Origin of the sequence: Arthrobacter jinronghuae, assembly GCF_025244825.1 — a bacterium.
Classification (GTDB): domain Bacteria; phylum Actinomycetota; class Actinomycetes; order Actinomycetales; family Micrococcaceae; genus Arthrobacter_B; species Arthrobacter_B jinronghuae.
Genome location: NZ_CP104263.1, coordinates 488,317 through 505,996, shown reverse-complemented (window position 1 = coordinate 505,996; position 17,680 = coordinate 488,317). Strand labels below are relative to the sequence as shown.

The 17,680-nt window shown below is 62.0% G+C and carries 9 protein-coding genes and 3 rRNA genes; 5 read left to right on the top strand and 7 right to left on the bottom strand.

Annotated features, from left to right (window positions below; translation table 11 throughout):
• The first annotated feature begins 163 nt into the window (after positions 1-163).
• The 4 genes from N2K98_RS02425 to N2K98_RS02410 all read left to right on the top strand — a co-directional run bounded on the left by N2K98_RS02425 (position 164) and on the right by N2K98_RS02410 (position 5,182).
• The gene (locus N2K98_RS02425) at positions 164-1,663 is read left to right on the top strand and encodes an alpha,alpha-trehalose-phosphate synthase (UDP-forming) (protein WP_255798186.1); all 1,500 of its coding nucleotides are present in this window, start codon (positions 164-166) and stop codon (positions 1,661-1,663) included.
• On the top strand, positions 1,660-2,445 hold the full coding sequence (gene otsB / locus N2K98_RS02420) for a trehalose-phosphatase (protein ID WP_255865878.1): 786 nt from the start codon (positions 1,660-1,662) through the stop codon (positions 2,443-2,445). Before N2K98_RS02425 ends, otsB begins: the two co-directional genes overlap by 4 nt.
• 180 nt (positions 2,446-2,625) lie before the next feature.
• Positions 2,626-3,714, top strand: a complete 1,089-nt coding sequence (locus N2K98_RS02415; protein WP_255798184.1) for an ABC transporter ATP-binding protein — start codon at positions 2,626-2,628, stop codon at positions 3,712-3,714.
• Positions 3,715-3,820: 106 nt separating this feature from the next.
• Positions 3,821-5,182, top strand: a complete 1,362-nt coding sequence (locus N2K98_RS02410; RefSeq protein WP_255798183.1) for a DUF4032 domain-containing protein — start codon at positions 3,821-3,823, stop codon at positions 5,180-5,182.
• Positions 5,183-5,216: 34 nt separating this feature from the next.
• Here the strand turns inward: N2K98_RS02410 and N2K98_RS02405 are convergent, their stop codons facing one another.
• A complete protein-coding gene (locus N2K98_RS02405) occupies positions 5,217-5,591 on the bottom strand; it encodes a DUF4190 domain-containing protein (protein WP_260553903.1) in 375 nt (124 codons plus the stop codon).
• A gap of 467 nt (positions 5,592-6,058) precedes the next feature.
• On the opposite strand from N2K98_RS02405, the gene N2K98_RS02400 reads away from it, so the two are divergent.
• The gene (locus tag N2K98_RS02400) at positions 6,059-7,768 is read left to right on the top strand and encodes a glycoside hydrolase family 13 protein (protein WP_255865876.1); all 1,710 of its coding nucleotides are present in this window, start codon (positions 6,059-6,061) and stop codon (positions 7,766-7,768) included.
• Here the strand turns inward: N2K98_RS02400 and N2K98_RS02395 are convergent.
• The 6 genes from N2K98_RS02395 to N2K98_RS02370 form a co-directional block, all read right to left on the bottom strand.
• Entirely contained in the window at positions 7,765-9,141 is a 1,377-nt protein-coding gene (locus N2K98_RS02395; protein ID WP_255865875.1) for an FAD-binding oxidoreductase, read from the bottom strand. The genes N2K98_RS02400 and N2K98_RS02395 overlap by 4 nt on opposite strands.
• A 9-nt stretch (positions 9,142-9,150) precedes the next feature.
• Positions 9,151-9,642, bottom strand: coding sequence for an SRPBCC family protein (locus tag N2K98_RS02390; protein WP_255798179.1), 492 nt, complete (start codon positions 9,640-9,642; stop codon positions 9,151-9,153).
• Between the two features lie 121 nt (positions 9,643-9,763).
• Positions 9,764-9,880 (bottom strand): 5S ribosomal RNA (gene rrf / locus N2K98_RS02385).
• 262 nt (positions 9,881-10,142) lie between these two features.
• Positions 10,143-13,277, bottom strand: a 23S ribosomal RNA gene (locus N2K98_RS02380).
• Between the two features lie 542 nt (positions 13,278-13,819).
• A 16S ribosomal RNA gene (locus N2K98_RS02375) occupies positions 13,820-15,347 on the bottom strand.
• Together the 16S, 23S and 5S rRNA genes form the textbook arrangement of a ribosomal RNA operon.
• 551 nt (positions 15,348-15,898) lie before the next feature.
• Positions 15,899-17,596, bottom strand: a complete 1,698-nt coding sequence (locus N2K98_RS02370) for a thioester domain-containing protein (protein ID WP_255866646.1) — start codon at positions 17,594-17,596, stop codon at positions 15,899-15,901.
• Between the last annotated feature and the right edge of the window lie 84 nt (positions 17,597-17,680).

The following is a 17,680-nucleotide window of genomic DNA, read 5'->3' as shown; positions in this document are numbered from 1 at the left end:
TCATGTCTCTCAACGCCGGCCACGTTTCCGGGGCCGCTCAGCTCATCACCAGTGTAGGGGGAACGGCGCCCGCCACCCTTCGACCAACGCCCGCGGGCGGTACAAAGTTTCCCCGCTTCGCTAGAGTGGCAATATACGACCAATCTAAAAAGGGGTGCCATTCGTGAACGCTGACGCGGATCCGAGTTCCAAGGAAGACGCTCCGGACAGCTACGGCGACTTCGATTTTATCGTCGTGTCCAACCGGCTTCCGGTTGACCGCGTTAGTGGACCGGACGGCGAAACCTGGCGGCGCTCGCCCGGCGGGCTGGTCACGGCCCTGGCTCCCGTGATGGCAAAGGCCGACGGCGCGTGGGTAGGCTGGCCCGGATCTCCGGACGAAGAAGTGGAACCCTTCGACCACGACAATATGTACCTGAAACCGGTGCCGCTGAGCACCGACGAAGTGGAACTGTATTACGAGGGCTTCTCCAACGCGACGCTGTGGCCGCTCTATCACGACGTGATTGCCGCCCCGGAGTTCCACCGCACCTGGTGGGATGCCTACCGCACCGTGAACCGCCGGTTTGCCGACGCCGCCGCTTCCGTGGCCTCGAAGGGCGCCACGGTCTGGGTCCAGGACTACCAGCTGCAGCTGGTCCCGCAGCTGCTGCGCCAGGCCCGGCCCGACCTGAAGATCGGTTTCTTCAACCACATTCCCTTCCCGCCGCTGGAAATCTTCGCCCAGCTGCCCTGGCGCCGGAACATCATCGAGGGCCTGCTCGGCGCCGATCTGATCGGCTTCCAGCGCCCCTCCGATGCCAGCAACTTCCTGCGCTGCGTGCGCCGCTTCGCCGGCTACACCATCCGCCAGCAGCAGGTGAACGTCACCACGGAAGACGGACTGTCCTACGTTTCCCGCGCCGAGGCATTCCCCATCTCCATCGATGCCGGCCAGATCGCCGAGCTGGCACAGCGCGAAGACGTCATTGAGCGCTCCAAGCAGATCCGCCGCGAACTGGGCAACCCGGACACGGTGCTGCTGGGCGTTGACCGGCTGGACTACACCAAGGGCATCAGCCACCGGCTCAAGGCCTACGGCGAACTCCTCGAAGACGGCCGGATCACAGTGGAAAACGCCGCCATGATCCAGGTGGCCAGCCCCTCCCGCGAGCGCGTGGAACAGTACCGGCTGCTGCGCGAAGAAGTGGAAGGCACCGTCGGCCGGATCAGCGGCAGCTTCGACACCATCTCCAACACCGCACTGCGCTACCTGCACCACAGCTATCCGGTGGAGGAAATGGTGGCGCTCTACCTAGCGGCCGACGTTATGCTCGTCACCGCTCTGCGCGACGGCATGAACCTGGTCGCGAAGGAATACGTCGCCGCCCGCACCGGCAACACCGGTACCCTGGTCCTCTCCGAGTTCACCGGCGCCGCGGACCAGCTGCGCCAGGCCGTGCTGGTCAACCCGCACGACATCGACGGGCTGAAGGCCGCCATCCTCACCGCGGTAAACATGCCGGCCAGGGAAGCCAGCCGCCGCATGCGCCTGATGCGCCGGCAGGTGCTGCAGAACGACGTCGAGCGGTGGTCCCAGAACTTCCTGGAGGCACTCGAACAGGACCAGGCCCGGGAACAAACCGAGGACCGGCAGCAGACCCAGGACCGGGAGCAGTCATGAGTGCACTGGACACCGAGCTGCAGGCGGCGCTGGAGTCCGTGGCCGGCACCGGGAAACTCCTGGTGGCGCTGGACTTCGACGGCGTGCTCGCCCCGTTGGTGGAGCTTGCCGAGGATGCCCGCCCGCTGGACGGATCGGCGGCCGCTGTCCGGGCCCTCGCTTCCCTTCCGAACACAGTCACCGCGTTCATTTCCGGGCGCGCACTGGACAGCCTGCGCACCGTTGCCTCCCCGGATCCCGAAACCCTGCTGATCGGCAGCCACGGCGCCGAGACCTGGACCGGCCCCAACCAGGAACCGCTGCAGCTGACCGCCGAGCAGGCCCAGCTGCTGGCCCGCGCCCGCACAGCGGTGGAATCCGTGGTCGCCCGGCACCCCGGCTGCCGGCTGGAACACAAGCCGGCCGGCGTCGTCCTCCACACCCGCAGCGTCTCCGAACCGGCTGCCGCTGCCGCCGCCACTGAGGAAGCGCGGAGGGAACTCGGCCTGCTTGAGGGCGTTCAGGTCACCGACGGCAAGTCCGTCCTGGAGGCCTCCGTGGTCCACACCAACAAGGGCGAAGGCATCCGCGCCCTGCGCCAACTGACCGGCGCGACGGCGGTGCTGTTCGCCGGCGACGACGTCACCGATGAGCGCGGCTTCGCGGCTTTGCAGCCCGGCGACGTCGGGATCAAGGTTGGCGACGGAAGCACGGCTGCCGCATACCGGGTCGCTTCCCCCGAGGCATTCACTGCGGTACTCGCAGAACTTGCACGGCTGCGCGCCGCCGCCGTCGCTGAATAACTCCCTGCAGCGGCCAGACCTTCGCAGCTGGACAACGTGTGTAATACTGTCCCCGTGAGCCGCGTCACAGTCGCAGAAGACCTTCCGGCAGTAATCAACACAGCGGTTATCAACTCAATTACATAGCTCTCCATTCACAACGGATCGTCGGGCACGTACCTGCCCGTGAAGGGAAACACCATGGCAACGGTAACGTTTGACCAGGCAACACGCGTCTACCCGGGGACGGAACGCCCCGCAGTAGACAACCTCAGCCTCGAAATCGCCGACGGCGAATTCCTGGTTCTCGTCGGCCCCTCGGGCTGCGGAAAATCCACGTCGCTGCGGATGCTCGCAGGGCTTGAAGACGTCAACTCCGGGCGGATCCTCATCGGCGACCGTGACGTCACCGATGTTCCGCCCAAGGACCGCGACATCGCCATGGTTTTCCAGAACTACGCGCTGTACCCGCACATGTCCGTCGCGGACAACATGGGCTTTGCCCTGAAGATCGCCGGCATCAGCAAGGAAGAGCGCATGGAACGCGTCCGCGAGGCCGCGAAGCTGCTGGACCTCGAAGACTATCTGGACCGCAAGCCGAAGGCGCTCTCCGGCGGTCAGCGCCAGCGCGTTGCCATGGGCCGCGCGATTGTGCGTAACCCGCAGGTCTTCCTGATGGACGAACCGCTCTCCAACCTGGATGCCAAGCTGCGTGTGCAGACCCGCACCCAGATTGCTTCCCTGACCCGGCGGCTCGGAGTCACCACGGTGTACGTCACCCATGACCAGGTGGAAGCCATGACCATGGGCGACCGCGTGGCAGTGCTCAAGGACGGCGTCCTGCAGCAGGTCGACACCCCGCGCAACCTCTACGACCACCCGCGGAACGTTTTCGTGGCCGGATTCATTGGCTCCCCTGCGATGAACCTGCTCGAGCTTCCGGTGGTGGACGGAGGCGTAGCGTTCGGCGGGGCCGTGTACCCGGTGGAGAGCTCGGTGCTGGGCGCTGCCGCAGGCAACACCGTCACGCTGGGTGTCCGCCCCGAAGACATGGAAACCGTGCCGGAGGGCGAGGGCCTGCGCGTGGAAGTGGACGTGGTCGAGGAACTGGGAGCCGATGCGTACGTTTACGGCCACAGCACCATCGACGGCAAGGACCATGACATGGTGGTCCGCGTTGACGGCCGGCGTCCTCCGATGAAGGGCGACACTCTCCACGTCCGCCCGCAGAAGGGCCACGTACACCTGTTCGATACCTCCAACGGGGAACGGCTGGCGGAACAGGCGTAACCCGGCCGGAACGACATGCGGTGGCTCCCCTGCTCAACTAAACTCTTGGGGTGGGGAGCCACCGCTTTTTCGTTAATTCATGCTTGAGACGTAAGGGCTTTCGCCGATGACAGACTCCGTACCTGCGAACTGGCAGAACGAACCCACGGACTGGGAGCAGACCGGCAAACTGCCCCGCACCACACGCTCCTCGACCAACCGCATCAACACACTCGGGTCGCTGAACATCACGGCCGCGTCCATGGACCCGGCCCTGCTGGACCTGCCGTGGCACATTCCGCTGGAGGAATGGCCCAAGGAGAACCTGGCCGCACTCCCCCGCGGAATTTCCCGTCACGTTGTCCGCTTCGCCCGGCTGGGCGATTCGCTCATTGCCATCAAGGAAACCAGCGAACACGTGGCGCGGCAGGAATACCACATGCTGCGCAAGCTTCGTCGCCTGAATGTCCCCGCGGTGGCTCCGGTGGCGGTCATCACCGGACGCATGGATCCGGCGGGTGAAGAGCTGCAGCCGGTACTGGTCACCCGGCACCTGCGCTTCTCGCTTCCCTACCGTGCCGTCTTCTCCCAGACCCTGCGCGAAGTCACGTTGACGCGGCTGATCGATGCCCAGGCGCTCTTGTTGGTCCGCCTGCATCTGGCCGGTTTTTACTGGGGCGATGTCTCCCTGTCCAACACACTCTTCCGCCGCGACGCCGGCGCCTTTGCCGCCTACCTGGTGGATGCGGAAACCGGAGAGCTTTACCCGGAGTTGTCCAACGGCCAGCGCGAATACGACCTGGAAATCGCCCGGGTGAACATTGCCGGAGAACTGATGGACCTGGCCGAGGGCGGCCTGGTCGAGGAGTCCGTGGATCCGCTGGCCACCAGCGAACGGATCATGGACAGCTACCGCGGTCTCTGGGCCGAACTGACCGAGCGGGAATCCTTCGGGATGGCCGATCGCTGGCGTGTCGATGCGCGCATCCGGCGCCTGAATGACCTGGGGTTCGACGTCGACGAGCTCAGCATCAGCACCACCCCCGACGGGACGCAGGTCCAGTTGCAGCCCAAGGTGGTCGACGCCGGCCATCACCAACGCCGACTGCTGCGCCTGACCGGCATCGATGCCCAGGAGAACCAGGCCCGCCGGCTGCTTAATGACCTGGACTCCTACCGGGCGACCAACCACCCGGAACTCGACGAAGAGCTCAGCGCACATCTGTGGGTCACGCAGGTCTTCGAACCGATAGTCAAAGCCGTGCCGCGGGATCTGGGCAGCAAGCTCGAGGCTGCCGAGGTGGTGCACGAGGTCCTGGAGCACCGCTGGTACATGTCTGAAAAAGCCAACCGCAACGTGCCCATGGCCGAGGCGGTGCAGTCGTACATGGATACCATCCTCCGCCACCGGCGTGACGAAGCTGCGATCCTGCTTAGCACCGATACCCGGACCATGGAGATCCTGGACGCAGGAGGAGCCCCGACCTAGGGTCGGGGCTCCTCCGGACGTGCCGTGGTTGCGGTCAGTAGCTGGAGCCGCTGTCGGCCGCGATCCCAATCATGATGAGAATAAAGAAGAGGATCCCGAAGAGGGTCCCCAATCCGCCGACGATAATGCCGATCACAGCGGGGACGTTGCTCATGCCCGCCTTGCGTGACTGGTTCAGGCCCACAATGCTCAGCACCAGGCCCACGATGGAGAAGAAGAAGGACGTGATGAGGCCGGCGATGCCCATGGCCTGTCCGGGGTTCGGCCGCGGCTGGGCGTAGGCGTCCTGTCCGTAGGCCGGGTAACCAGGCTGCTGGCCGTAGGCCGAAGCTTCCTGGCCGGAACCCGGGTAGGCCGGCTGCTGGCCGGCACCCGGGTAGGCCGGCTGCTGGCCGGCACCCGGGTACACAGGCTGCTGTCCGTAAGACGGCGCTTCAGGCTGCTGGCCGTAGGACGGATAGGCAGTATTTCCCGTTTCGTTCTGCGGGGACCCTGGGTAGGCGGACGGCGCCGACGGGGGCGCGCCGTACTGTCCGCTGTCCGATGTACTATCGTTTGTGGCTGCCGGGTCGCCGCCGGTCTGCCATTCTGGTCGGTTCTCTGACACGCGGTATTCCCCCTGAAGATGAAGTGGTTGGCGGAGTCGATTGGGTGTCCATTCGTGCCCATTCAACTACGCGAAGTCGGTGTGACCTACGGCAATCCTATACATCCAAGCCGAGCCGTACCATCCGTTCCCCCGGAACGTTCCCTCTTCCCGTGGGGGCGTGACGAGAATCTCATGTGATCTGCGCGGCCACCGCCAACCTAGCAGAAGCCGACGTCGTTAAATGGAACTGTAAGTCTAAGAACTCTGCGCGAAGGATGACGCCCTGAATGGTTGAACAACTGACTACCGCTTCCAGCCTGACGAGGTTGGTCCCCGTGCATGAGCCGTCCGCCGGCCGTGAGTGGTGGCGGTCCTCGGTGATCTACCAGATCTACCCGCGTTCGTTCCGCGACCTGCGCGGAGACGGAGTCGGGGACCTGCCCGGCATCACCGCCGAGATCCCCGCCCTGGCCGAACTCGACATCGACGCCATCTGGCTCTCCCCGTTCTACCGCTCCCCGCAGAAAGACGCCGGCTACGACGTCGCCGACTACTGCTCAGTGGATCCCCTCTTCGGCACCCTGGAGGACTTCGACGCCCTAGTCGCCGAAGCCTCCCGGCACAACATCCGCGTCATCGTGGATCTGGTCCCCAACCACTGCTCTGACCAGCACCCCCTGTTCCGCAAAGCCCTGGCCTCCCCCGCCGGTTCCCCGGAACGGGAGCTGTTCATCTTCCGCGACGGCGCCGGAGACCACGGGGAGAATCCGCCCAACAACTGGCAGTCCCACTTCGGCGGCCCCGCCTGGACCCGCACCACCGAACCCGACGGCACCCCCGGACAGTGGTATCTGCACCTCTTCGACACCTCCCAGCCGGACTTCAACTGGGACAGCCCTGCCGTGCACGCCGAATTCGAAAAGATCCTGCGGTTCTGGCTGGACCGCGGCGTCGGCGGGTTCCGCGTGGACGTCGCCCACGCATTGATCAAGAAATCCGGGCTCCCCGACTGGGGCGGACGCGCGGACGGATCCTCCTCCGAAGGATTCCCCGGCTCCGCGGCTCCCATGTTCGGCCAGCCCGGCATCCACGACATCTTCCGGTCCTGGCGGAAAATCCTGGACTCCTACGACGGGGACCGGGTGCTCTGCGCCGAAGCGACCATCGACCCGATCGAGCGGCTGAGCGACTGGGTCCGGTCCGACGAAATGCACCAGACGTTCAACTTCGCCTACCTGCACCACCCCTGGCATGCCCCGGCCCTGCGGCACGTCATCGAGTCCTCCCTGCGCGCCTTCGACCGCGTCGGGGCACCCACCACCTGGGTGCTGTCCAACCACGACGTTGTCCGGCACACCAGCCGCTTCGGCCTGACCGGAGCCGGTCCACGCTCCGGGGACGGCCTCGGACCGCGGGACGAACAGCCCAACCTTGAGCTCGGCCTCGCCCGTGCCCGCGCCGCCACCTTGCTGATGCTGGCCCTGCCCGGCGGCGTCTACCTCTACCAAGGCGAGGAGTTGGGCCTGCCGGACCACACAATGCTTCCGGACGAGTTCCGCCAGGATCCCACCTTCCACCGCACCGCAGGTGTCCGGGTGGGCAGGGACGGAAACCGGGTGCCCCTGCCCTGGAAGGCGAACCTGCCCAGTTACGGTTTCAGTTCTACGGGTGAGAGCTGGCTGCCGCAGCCGCCGATTTGGGGCCGGTATTCCCGGGATATCGAGCAGCGCAACCCCGACTCGACCCTGAACCTCTACCGCCGCGCTCTTGATCTGCGCCGCGAGCTTGATCTGGGCAACGGTTCACTGGCGTGGTGGCCGGAGCACGACGACGACGGGCTGGTTGCCTTTGTTAATGAGGGCGTGCTGGTGGCCATGAACATGGGGGGTGCACCGGTTCAGCTGCCCGATCTGCCGTTGCTGGTGGGCAGCGCTGCTGATGCTCTCGAGGGTGACCGGCTCCGACCCAACCGCACCGTCTGGATGCGCCTGGACTAGTGCGGATCCCCGGGAATGGCCTTCCCGGGGTTGAGGATGCCCGCTGGATCGAACACGGCTTTCACCCTGCGCTGCAGCTCGAGCACCTCGGCCCGCTGCTCCTGCGGCAGCCAGTGCAGCTTGAACTGGCCCACTCCGTGTTCGCCGGTAATGGTTCCGCCCATTGTCAGCGCAACGGCGATGGACTCGTCCAGTGCGGCGTCCAACCGTTCGCGTCCGCCGTTGTCGGCAGCCTGCACCCAAAAGGTAGGGTGCAGGTTGCCGTCGCCGGCATGGGCCACCACCTTGAGGTTGACCCGGTACTGCCTCGCCATCCGTTCCAGCTCCGCGACATACCGCACCAGCGCGGAGCGGGGGACGGCGACATCCTCCCCCACGCGCAGCTGGTCCGGCACCGCGTCTCCGCGGCTGTGCCGGCGCAGTTCAACCAGCCGTTCGGCCTCGGCCGCCCCTTCCGTACTCACCGTTCCACCCAGTTCACTGAGCACGCTGCGTACGACGTCGGCCTCGGCTCCGGCACCGAAACCATCCGTCTGGATCAGTAGCAGCGCGTCACCACGGGCACGAAGGTCGCTGCCGTGGGCTTCGTCCAGGGCGGTCAGGGTGGCACCGTCCAGCAGCTCCATAATGGCCGGCTGTACGCGGGCGGCACCCACGGCCAGCACGCCCGCGGCCGCCGTCGGAAAATCAGGGAAGAAGGCCGCAATGGTTCGGATCTCCACCGGAAGGTACCTCAGCCGTACGGTGATGCCGACGATGATGCCCAGCGTGCCTTCCGACCCGGTGAAGAGGCTGGTGAGGTCGTAGCCGGCTACTCCCTTGAAGGTGCGCCGACCAGTGCTGATGAGGGTGCCATCGGCCAAAACGACGTCGAGTGCCAGGACGGAGTCACGGGTAACCCCGTACTTGGCGCAGCGGAGACCGCCGGCGTTAGTGGCCACATTCCCGCCGATCGTTGAGGTCAGGTAGCTGGCGGGATCCGGCGCGTACATCAACCCGTGGGCCGCCGCCGCTGCGTTCAGGTCCGCGTTGATCATGCCGGGCTCGACGACGGCCACTTCATCCTGCGCATTGATCTCCAGAATGCGGTTCATTCGGTCCAGGCAGAGGATGATGCATCCGCCCGTAGCGTGGGCCCCGCCCGAGACTCCTGTACCGGCGCCGCGGGGTACCACGGCGGTGCCCGTTGCAGAGGCCCAGCGCAGCACCAGCTGCACGTCCGCCACGCTGGTGGGCCAGACGACGGCCAACGGCTCTATATAGGCCAGTACCGGCCCCTGGTCGGTGGCATAGGCAGCTAATACCTCCGGCGCTGTCTCGACCAGCAGGTTGGGGCCCGTAAGGGTGAGGTCGTGCAAGGCATCCAGAGACATGCCAGCAGACTACCGCGCCCCCATAAAGCGAGCGTAGCGGTCCAGGATCTGGGGCCATTCCCTTTGCAGCCGCTCATATTCCTGAGCCGCGTCGGGTAGCCGGTTAAGGCCTGAGTGACGGAGTGTCACCAGCGTGGAACCGTCATCAGCCGGGGAAAAGTCGACGCGTATATCCGTAGGGATCCGCGGATTCCGGCCAGCCACCCAGTCCAGTTCCAGCAACGTGTCCGGTTCCCGGGTGCGTACTGTGGCCCAGACCGCGGTTTCACCGTCGGGTCCTGTCTCGGTGAGGACGCCGCCCTCAAACTCAGCGTGTGTACCTTCACCGAAGTCCGTAAGGTCCTCCGGCCACCATAGGTGCAGGTAATCGGTGAAGCCGTTGAACGCTTCTTCTGCGTCTCGGGGGATCTGCCGCACCGCCACTACGTCCGGAACGGACGTGCCTTGCTCCGCGTCCTTCGGATCCGGGTCGGGGGCGTGGGAAAACAGGGATGGGCTCATGCTTTCCAGCCTACCGGGGGCCCGGCCTGCTGCTGAGCGGCCGGCAGCCACAACGTACGGCGGCGCTTAAACAAGGAGAGCCCGTACCAACACTGGTACGGGCTCAACCTCTTCAAATATTGTCCGGCGGTGACCTACTCTCCCACATCCTCCCGGATGCAGTACCATCGGCGCTGTGGGTCTTAGCTTCCGGGTTCGGAATGGGACCGGGCGTTTCCCCCACGCTATGACCGCCGTAACCCTTCTACCCGCACCCACCAAAGGCGGGAGGGGAAAACAATGGTTACAACACTCCCCCGGAACCACCCAAAAAAAGGGGTACCGGGCAGTGCGGTAAAAATGTGAACCCGCCCCTGGACAAGGGGCAATGGTTCGGTGTTCCAGGCACAGCAACCAACGGTTGTTGTCCGGGAACCACATAGTGGACGCAAGCAGCATGATCTACAACACCCTCTATACTTTGACGGACCGTTTGAAGTCGTGTCCGTCCAGGTGCTGGTGTGGTGTAAGTTATCGGCCTATTAGTACCGGTCAGCTTCACGGGTCTTTAGTCCCCGCTTCCACATCCGGCCTATCAACCCAGTGGTCTGGCTGGGGGCCTCTCACACACAAGGTGTATGGAAATCTCATCTCGAAGCGGGCTTCCCGCTTAGATGCTTTCAGCGGTTATCCCATCCGAACGTAGCTAATCAGCGGTGCACTTGGCAGTACAACTGACACACCAGAGGTTCGTCCGTCCCGGTCCTCTCGTACTAAGGACAGCCCTTCTCAAATTTCCTGCGCGCGCAGCGGATAGGGACCGAACTGTCTCACGACGTTCTAAACCCAGCTCGCGTACCGCTTTAATGGGCGAACAGCCCAACCCTTGGGACCTACTCCAGCCCCAGGATGCGACGAGCCGACATCGAGGTGCCAAACCATGCCGTCGATATGGACTCTTGGGCAAGATCAGCCTGTTATCCCCGAGGTACCTTTTATCCGTTGAGCGACGGCCATTCCACAATGTACCGCCGGATCACTAGTCCCGACTTTCGTCCCTGCTCGAGATGTCTCTCTCACAGTCAAGCTCCCTTGTGCACTTACACTCGACACCTGATTGCCAACCAGGCTGAGGGAACCTTTGGGCGCCTCCGTTACTCTTTAGGAGGCAACCGCCCCAGTTAAACTACCCATCAGGCACTGTCCCTGACCCGGATTACGGGCCGAAGTTAGATATCCAGTATGACCAGAGTGGTATTTCAACGATGACTCCACCCGAACTGGCGTCCGGGTCTCACAGTCTCCCACCTATCCTACACAAGCCACACCGAACACCAATACCAAACTATAGTAAAGGTCTCGGGGTCTTTCCGTCCTGCTGCGCGTAACGAGCATCTTTACTCGTACTGCAATTTCGCCGAGTTTATGGTTGAGACAGCGGGGAAGTCGTTACTCCATTCGTGCAGGTCGGAACTTACCCGACAAGGAATTTCGCTACCTTAGGATGGTTATAGTTACCACCGCCGTTTACTGGGGCTTAAATTCCCAGCTTCGCCCGTAAGGGCTAACCGGTCCTCTTAACCTTCCAGCACCGGGCAGGAGTCAGTCCGTATACATCGTCTTGCGACTTCGCACGGACCTGTGTTTTTAGTAAACAGTCGCTTCCCCCTGGTCTCTGCGGCCCCGATCCCCTCCGGACAGCAAGTGTCCATCAAGGTTGGGGCCCCCCTTCTCCCGAAGTTACGGGGGCATTTTGCCGAGTTCCTTAACCATAATTCTCTCGATCGCCTTAGTATTCTCTACCTGATCACCTGTGTCGGTTTGGGGTACGGGCGGCTGGAACCTCGCGCCGATGCTTTTCTAGGCAGCATAGGATCACCGGATCCCCCCGTGAGGGGGTCCCGTCGGATCTCAGGTGCGTCATCAAAGACACCGTGACGGATTTACCTATCACGGACCCTACATCCTTAGACCAGGTCTACCATCGCCTGGCCCGGCTACCTTCCTGCGTCACACCTGTTAATACGCTTACCTCCCAGGATCAGGTCCCGTGCTCGGCCAAAACCCTCACACCACAAGGGTGATCGGGCAGGCTCCGGACGGTTAGTGTCCCCTGCTTGGTATGGGCGGTTCTTCGCCGGTACGGGAATATCAACCCGTTGTCCATCGACTACGCCTGTCGGCCTCGCCTTAGGTCCCGACTTACCCAGGGCAGATTAGCTTGACCCTGGAACCCTTGATCATTCGGCGGACGGGTTTCTCACCCGTCTTTCGCTACTCATGCCTGCATTCTCACTCGTGTAGGCTCCACCACTGGTTTACACCGCAGCTTCACTGCCCACACGACGCTCCCCTACCACTCCAGACGACTGAACCACGAAGGCTTATCTATATCTGAAATCCACAACTTCGGCGGTGTACTTGAGCCCCGCTACATTGTCGGCGCGGAATCACTTGACCAGTGAGCTATTACGCACTCTTTCAAGGGTGGCTGCTTCTAAGCCAACCTCCTGGTTGTCTGGGCAACTCCACATCCTTTCCCACTTAGCACACGCTTAGGGGCCTTAGTTGGTGGTCTGGGCTGTTTCCCTCTCGACTATGAAGCTTATCCCCCACAGTCTCACTGCTGCGCTCTCACTTACCGGCATTCGGAGTTTGGCTGACGTCAGTAACCTTGTAGGGCCCATTAGCCATCCAGTAGCTCTACCTCCGGTAAGAAACACGCAACGCTGCACCTAAATGCATTTCGGGGAGAACCAGCTATCACGGAGTTTGATTGGCCTTTCACCCCTACCCACAGCTCATCCCCTCCATTTTCAACTGAAGTGGGTTCGGTCCTCCACGACGTCTTACCGTCGCTTCAACCTGGCCATGGGTAGATCACTCCGCTTCGGGTCTAGATCACGCCACTGCATCGCCCTATTCAGACTCGCTTTCGCTACGGCTTCCCCTCACGGGTTAACCTCGCGACGTAACACTAACTCGCAGGCTCATTCTTCAAAAGGCACGCTGTCACAGCAATCAGAGCTGCTCCAACGGTTTGTAGGCACACGGTTTCAGGTACTATTTCACTCCCCTCCCGGGGTACTTTTCACCTTTCCCTCACGGTACTTGTCCGCTATCGGTCATCAGGGAGTATTTAGGCTTACCAGGTGGTCCTGGCAGATTCGCACGGGATTTCTCGGGCCCCGTGCTACTTGGGATCCTCTCCAAGCGGCAGCATGCATTCCGGTTACGGGGCTAACACCCTCTACGGCCCGGCTTTCAAACCGGTTCACCTATACATCTGCACTCACTTCACCGATCCGGCAGAATCGGTACGGAAAGTCCCGCAACCCCAGTGATGCAACGCCCGCCGGCTATCACACACCACTGGTTTAGCCTCTTCCGCGTTCGCTCGCCACTACTAACGGAATCACTGTTGTTTTCTCTTCCTGTGGGTACTGAGATGTTTCACTTCCCCACGTTCCCTCCACGCACCCTATGTGTTCAGATGCGGGTCACCCGGTCACTCGCGCGCCGGGCGGGGTTTCCCCATTCGGACATCCTGGGATCAAAGTTCGGTTATCAACTCCCCCAGGCTTATCGCAGATTCCTACGTCCTTCTTCGGCTCCTGATGCCAAGGCATCCACCGTGTGCCCTTAAAAACTTGACCACAAAGATCAATTTATTATCGCTATCGAGAAAACCACGGTCTCCCCAGGCACCCTTTTGACGGGGCACCCGGATCCACCAGGTTTTTCTGAAATTGCACTTAATATTTTAAGATGCTCGCGTCCACTATGTAGTTCTCAAACAACAACCCCGTCACACCCCTCCCCGCACCCGCAGCCCGCCCCGAAGGGAAGACCACCCGTGTACGGTTCCGGCCTGCGCAGGAACAAACAGAAACAAACCAAACAACCCGTACCCTCCGGCCCCGCGCAAACGGGACAGGAAGAACCGGGGTGCCTGTTGCTTCAGGACCCAACAGTGTGCCAAACGACGAACCGGACCTACCAGGACTGCACGGGATGTTCCAGGAACCCTCCCGAAGGAGGGAACGTACTGATCCCTTGCAGCCGGCATGCCGGCGCCTATCCATTGATATTCCACCCTTGAGCACCCACCGGAGAACAGATGTCTCCGATATGGGCATCTCCTGCAAAGCACACATCCGACACTGTGGACGGACATGGTCTTCGAGGTGCTCCTTAGAAAGGAGGTGATCCAGCCGCACCTTCCGGTACGGCTACCTTGTTACGACTTAGTCCCAATCGCCGGTCCCACCTTCGACGGCTCCCTCCCACAAGGGGTTAGGCCACCGGCTTCGGGTGTTACCAACTTTCGTGACTTGACGGGCGGTGTGTACAAGGCCCGGGAACGTATTCACCGCAGCGTTGCTGATCTGCGATTACTAGCGACTCCAACTTCATGAGGTCGAGTTGCAGACCTCAATCCGAACTGAGACCGGCTTTTTGGGATTAGCTCCACCTCACAGTATCGCAACCCTTTGTACCGGCCATTGTAGCATGCGTGAAGCCCAAGACATAAGGGGCATGATGATTTGACGTCGTCCCCACCTTCCTCCGAGTTGACCCCGGCAGTCTCCTATGAGTCCCCGCCATAACGCGCTGGCAACATAGAACGAGGGTTGCGCTCGTTGCGGGACTTAACCCAACATCTCACGACACGAGCTGACGACAACCATGCACCACCTGTAAACCGGCCACAAGTGGGGGACCTGTTTCCAGGCCTTTCCGGTTCATGTCAAGCCTTGGTAAGGTTCTTCGCGTTGCATCGAATTAATCCGCATGCTCCGCCGCTTGTGCGGGCCCCCGTCAATTCCTTTGAGTTTTAGCCTTGCGGCCGTACTCCCCAGGCGGGGCACTTAATGCGTTAGCTACGGCGTGGAAAACGTGGAATGTCCCCCACACCTAGTGCCCAACGTTTACGGCATGGACTACCAGGGTATCTAATCCTGTTCGCTCCCCATGCTTTCGCTCCTCAGCGTCAGTTAATGCCCAGAGACCTGCCTTCGCCATCGGTGTTCCTCCTGATATCTGCGCATTTCACCGCTACACCAGGAATTCCAGTCTCCCCTACATCACTCTAGTCTGCCCGTACCCACTGCAGACCCGGGGTTGAGCCCCGGGCTTTCACAGCAGACGCGACAAACCGCCTACGAGCTCTTTACGCCCAATAATTCCGGATAACGCTTGCGCCCTACGTATTACCGCGGCTGCTGGCACGTAGTTAGCCGGCGCTTCTTCTGCAGGTACCGTCACTTTCGCTTCTTCCCTGCTGAAAGAGGTTTACAACCCGAAGGCATTCGTCCCTCACGCGGCGTCGCTGCATCAGGCTTCCGCCCATTGTGCAATATTCCCCACTGCTGCCTCCCGTAGGAGTCTGGGCCGTGTCTCAGTCCCAGTGTGGCCGGTCACCCTCTCAGGCCGGCTACCCGTCGTCGCCTTGGTGGGCCATTACCCCAACCAACAAGCTGATAGGCCGCGAGTCCATCCAAAACCGCATAAAGCTTTCCACGGACCGCCATGCGGTGGTCCGTTGTATCCGGTATTAGACCCGGTTTCCCAGGCTTATCCCGAAGTCAGGGGCAGGTTACTCACGTGTTACTCACCCGTTCGCCACTAATCATTCTGTGCAAGCACAGAAGTCATCGTTCGACTTGCATGTGTTAAGCACGCCGCCAGCGTTCATCCTGAGCCAGGATCAAACTCTCCGTAAATGTGTTACAGACACAGCACCGAAGCCAAGGAAAATTGGCTGCAGGCACTGCACTAAATTCGAAACCGGCTAAAAAAACCGTCCCTTACCCACGGGGTGGGCGGAACGGCCTGTTCAACCAATCAAAATAAATTGGTATCAATAAACTTGGCACACTATTGAGTTCTCAAACAACAGACGCAATCCGAAAATACTCGGGAAAACAATGTTTTCCTTTTCTTCTTCGCTGCAATGTTTTATATCTTATTCCATTCCGGCGTTATTTGCAATTCGCGGTTTCCCTTGTCGGGACCCCGTGAAAAGCGTTTTCCGCCGTTCCGGACCCAGCATCCATCGGAGTCTTTCCCACCGGCCCTGCAAAGGGCGCGCACTGGTTGGACTCTGTTTTTTGTTGGGGTTTGGCCGCCATGCTCGGGCGCTTTTCCAGCGTCCCGGCCGCGGCGACTTAGAAAACTTTACACAGAATTGGCCTCCGCCGCAAATCGGCCCCGGCGGTTGGAACCGGCCCCATACGGGCACCGGTTCCAACCGCTCATACGTGCTTCTGTCCGCTCAGCTGCGGGGCCGCCGGTAGGACCAGGACCCTAGGATCAATAGGAATCCGGTGAGCATGGCGGTTCCGGCCGTTGCCGCCATAGCGGCGGCGCCGTCGGCTCCGGTGCGCGGGAGTCGTTCGGTAACCGGCACCGGTGCGTACTCATTGACCACCCCGACGGTTTGGGACTGTCCGGGCAGGATGGTTGCCTCCGCCGCACCAGACGATTCCACGGTGACATCCTCGTTGGCGCCGGATGCCGGCTCCGTAACCCGGCACACCGTTCCCGCCGGGATGCCGTCGTAGCGCTGGGTAAAGGTATCCGCCGAAGTCCCCTCGGGGATAACGAAGATCTCGTCGATCAGTCCGTCACCGCACTGGATGTGAAGCACGACTTCTTCCTGCAGGCCGGCTCCGGAGCCGCTGATGGTTTTCGCCACAACCAGGCTCCCGGGGTTGAATTCCATCGTGTTGGTCACGGCGAGGACATTCTCCCCCTCGGTGATCGTCACCGGATCTGAGAACGTAGGCGTAACCGTCACCGCCGTGGTGGAACCGGTAACCTCTTCCGTCACCAGACAGACCGTTCCAACCGGAAGGTCGGTAACCGTTTCGGTGACCGGCGTTGTTGCCCCGGCCGGGATTTCGAAGACGAAAGTCCCTACAGGACCGCAGTCCACTGTAAGGATGATAGCGCCCTGACTGCCGACTGCCTCTCCGGCAAAGGTTTTATTCACCGTCAGGTCTCCCGCGACGAAGAACTCCGCGGTTGCCTGGGCGTTGGATTCGATCTCGGCGTTTGCGGCCAGGATCAGCTTTTGCGCCACCGTCACGTCGGGGTTGTTTCCTGCGTAGAGGTAGACGATGCCTGTCTCTACGGGTACTACGGCGCTGGCCGTGATGACAGCCGGATCAGGTGTCTGCGCCGTACTGCGCACCCAGACCTGGGTACCGGATGGAACCGGGTTCACGAGCGGAACGGTCCCTGCGGGGTCCGTAAACAGGGCAAAACCAGCAGGTGCCTCCACTGTCAGGCCCGCCCCGCCTCCAGCGGTGACGGTAAAGGGACCGGTCACGCCGTCCACGGGCCCGGCGGCTACCGGTGGATCAATGCTGACGTCCGGCGGGGGCGGTTCAGTGAGTGGCCCGGCGGCAAGAACAGCATCGATGATCCCCTGAGTCAGCGCGCGGAGGGGATCTGTGTCCTGCAGGACAAAGCCGTCGCTGAAGAACCAGATTGCTGCCTGGACCGCTGCGGCACGGGTGGCGTCATCCGCGGCTTCTGCAGGAAGGCCGGGCTGGTCCGGGTAGTAGCTGTTCAGGACCCGGTTCACGTAACCGACATTGGGGACGTTGGCTTCGCTCCATGTACCGCTCTCGTATCCCAACCCGGAGTAGGTGGAGGTACGGATGTCGATGCAGTACATTTCCTGCGTGTTCCCCTCCTCGTCTGCGGTGAGGATGGTGCCGGCAAAGGACGGATTATCTTCTTCGTAAGTTGGCGGCACGTCCGGGGGGTAGGCGCTGATATCAAACGTCTCCCCTGCGGGTGGTATCCCTCCCGTTGCAGCGGTCCCCACCCCGGTGCCGGTCATGGTGATTTCGACCTCGGCCGCGGGAACTGTGTCTCCCGGCTCTGGGCCGGAGAATACGGCCTGCGCCGGCAACGCCGTCACTACCAACGCGGCCAGCAATGCGCCAACCAGGCCAAACACATTCCTCAAATACCTACGTTGGCTTCTTAGCCTCCCCCGACGCCCCCCATACTGTGCGAGTGCTGCGCTCAGACTCATAAGGTC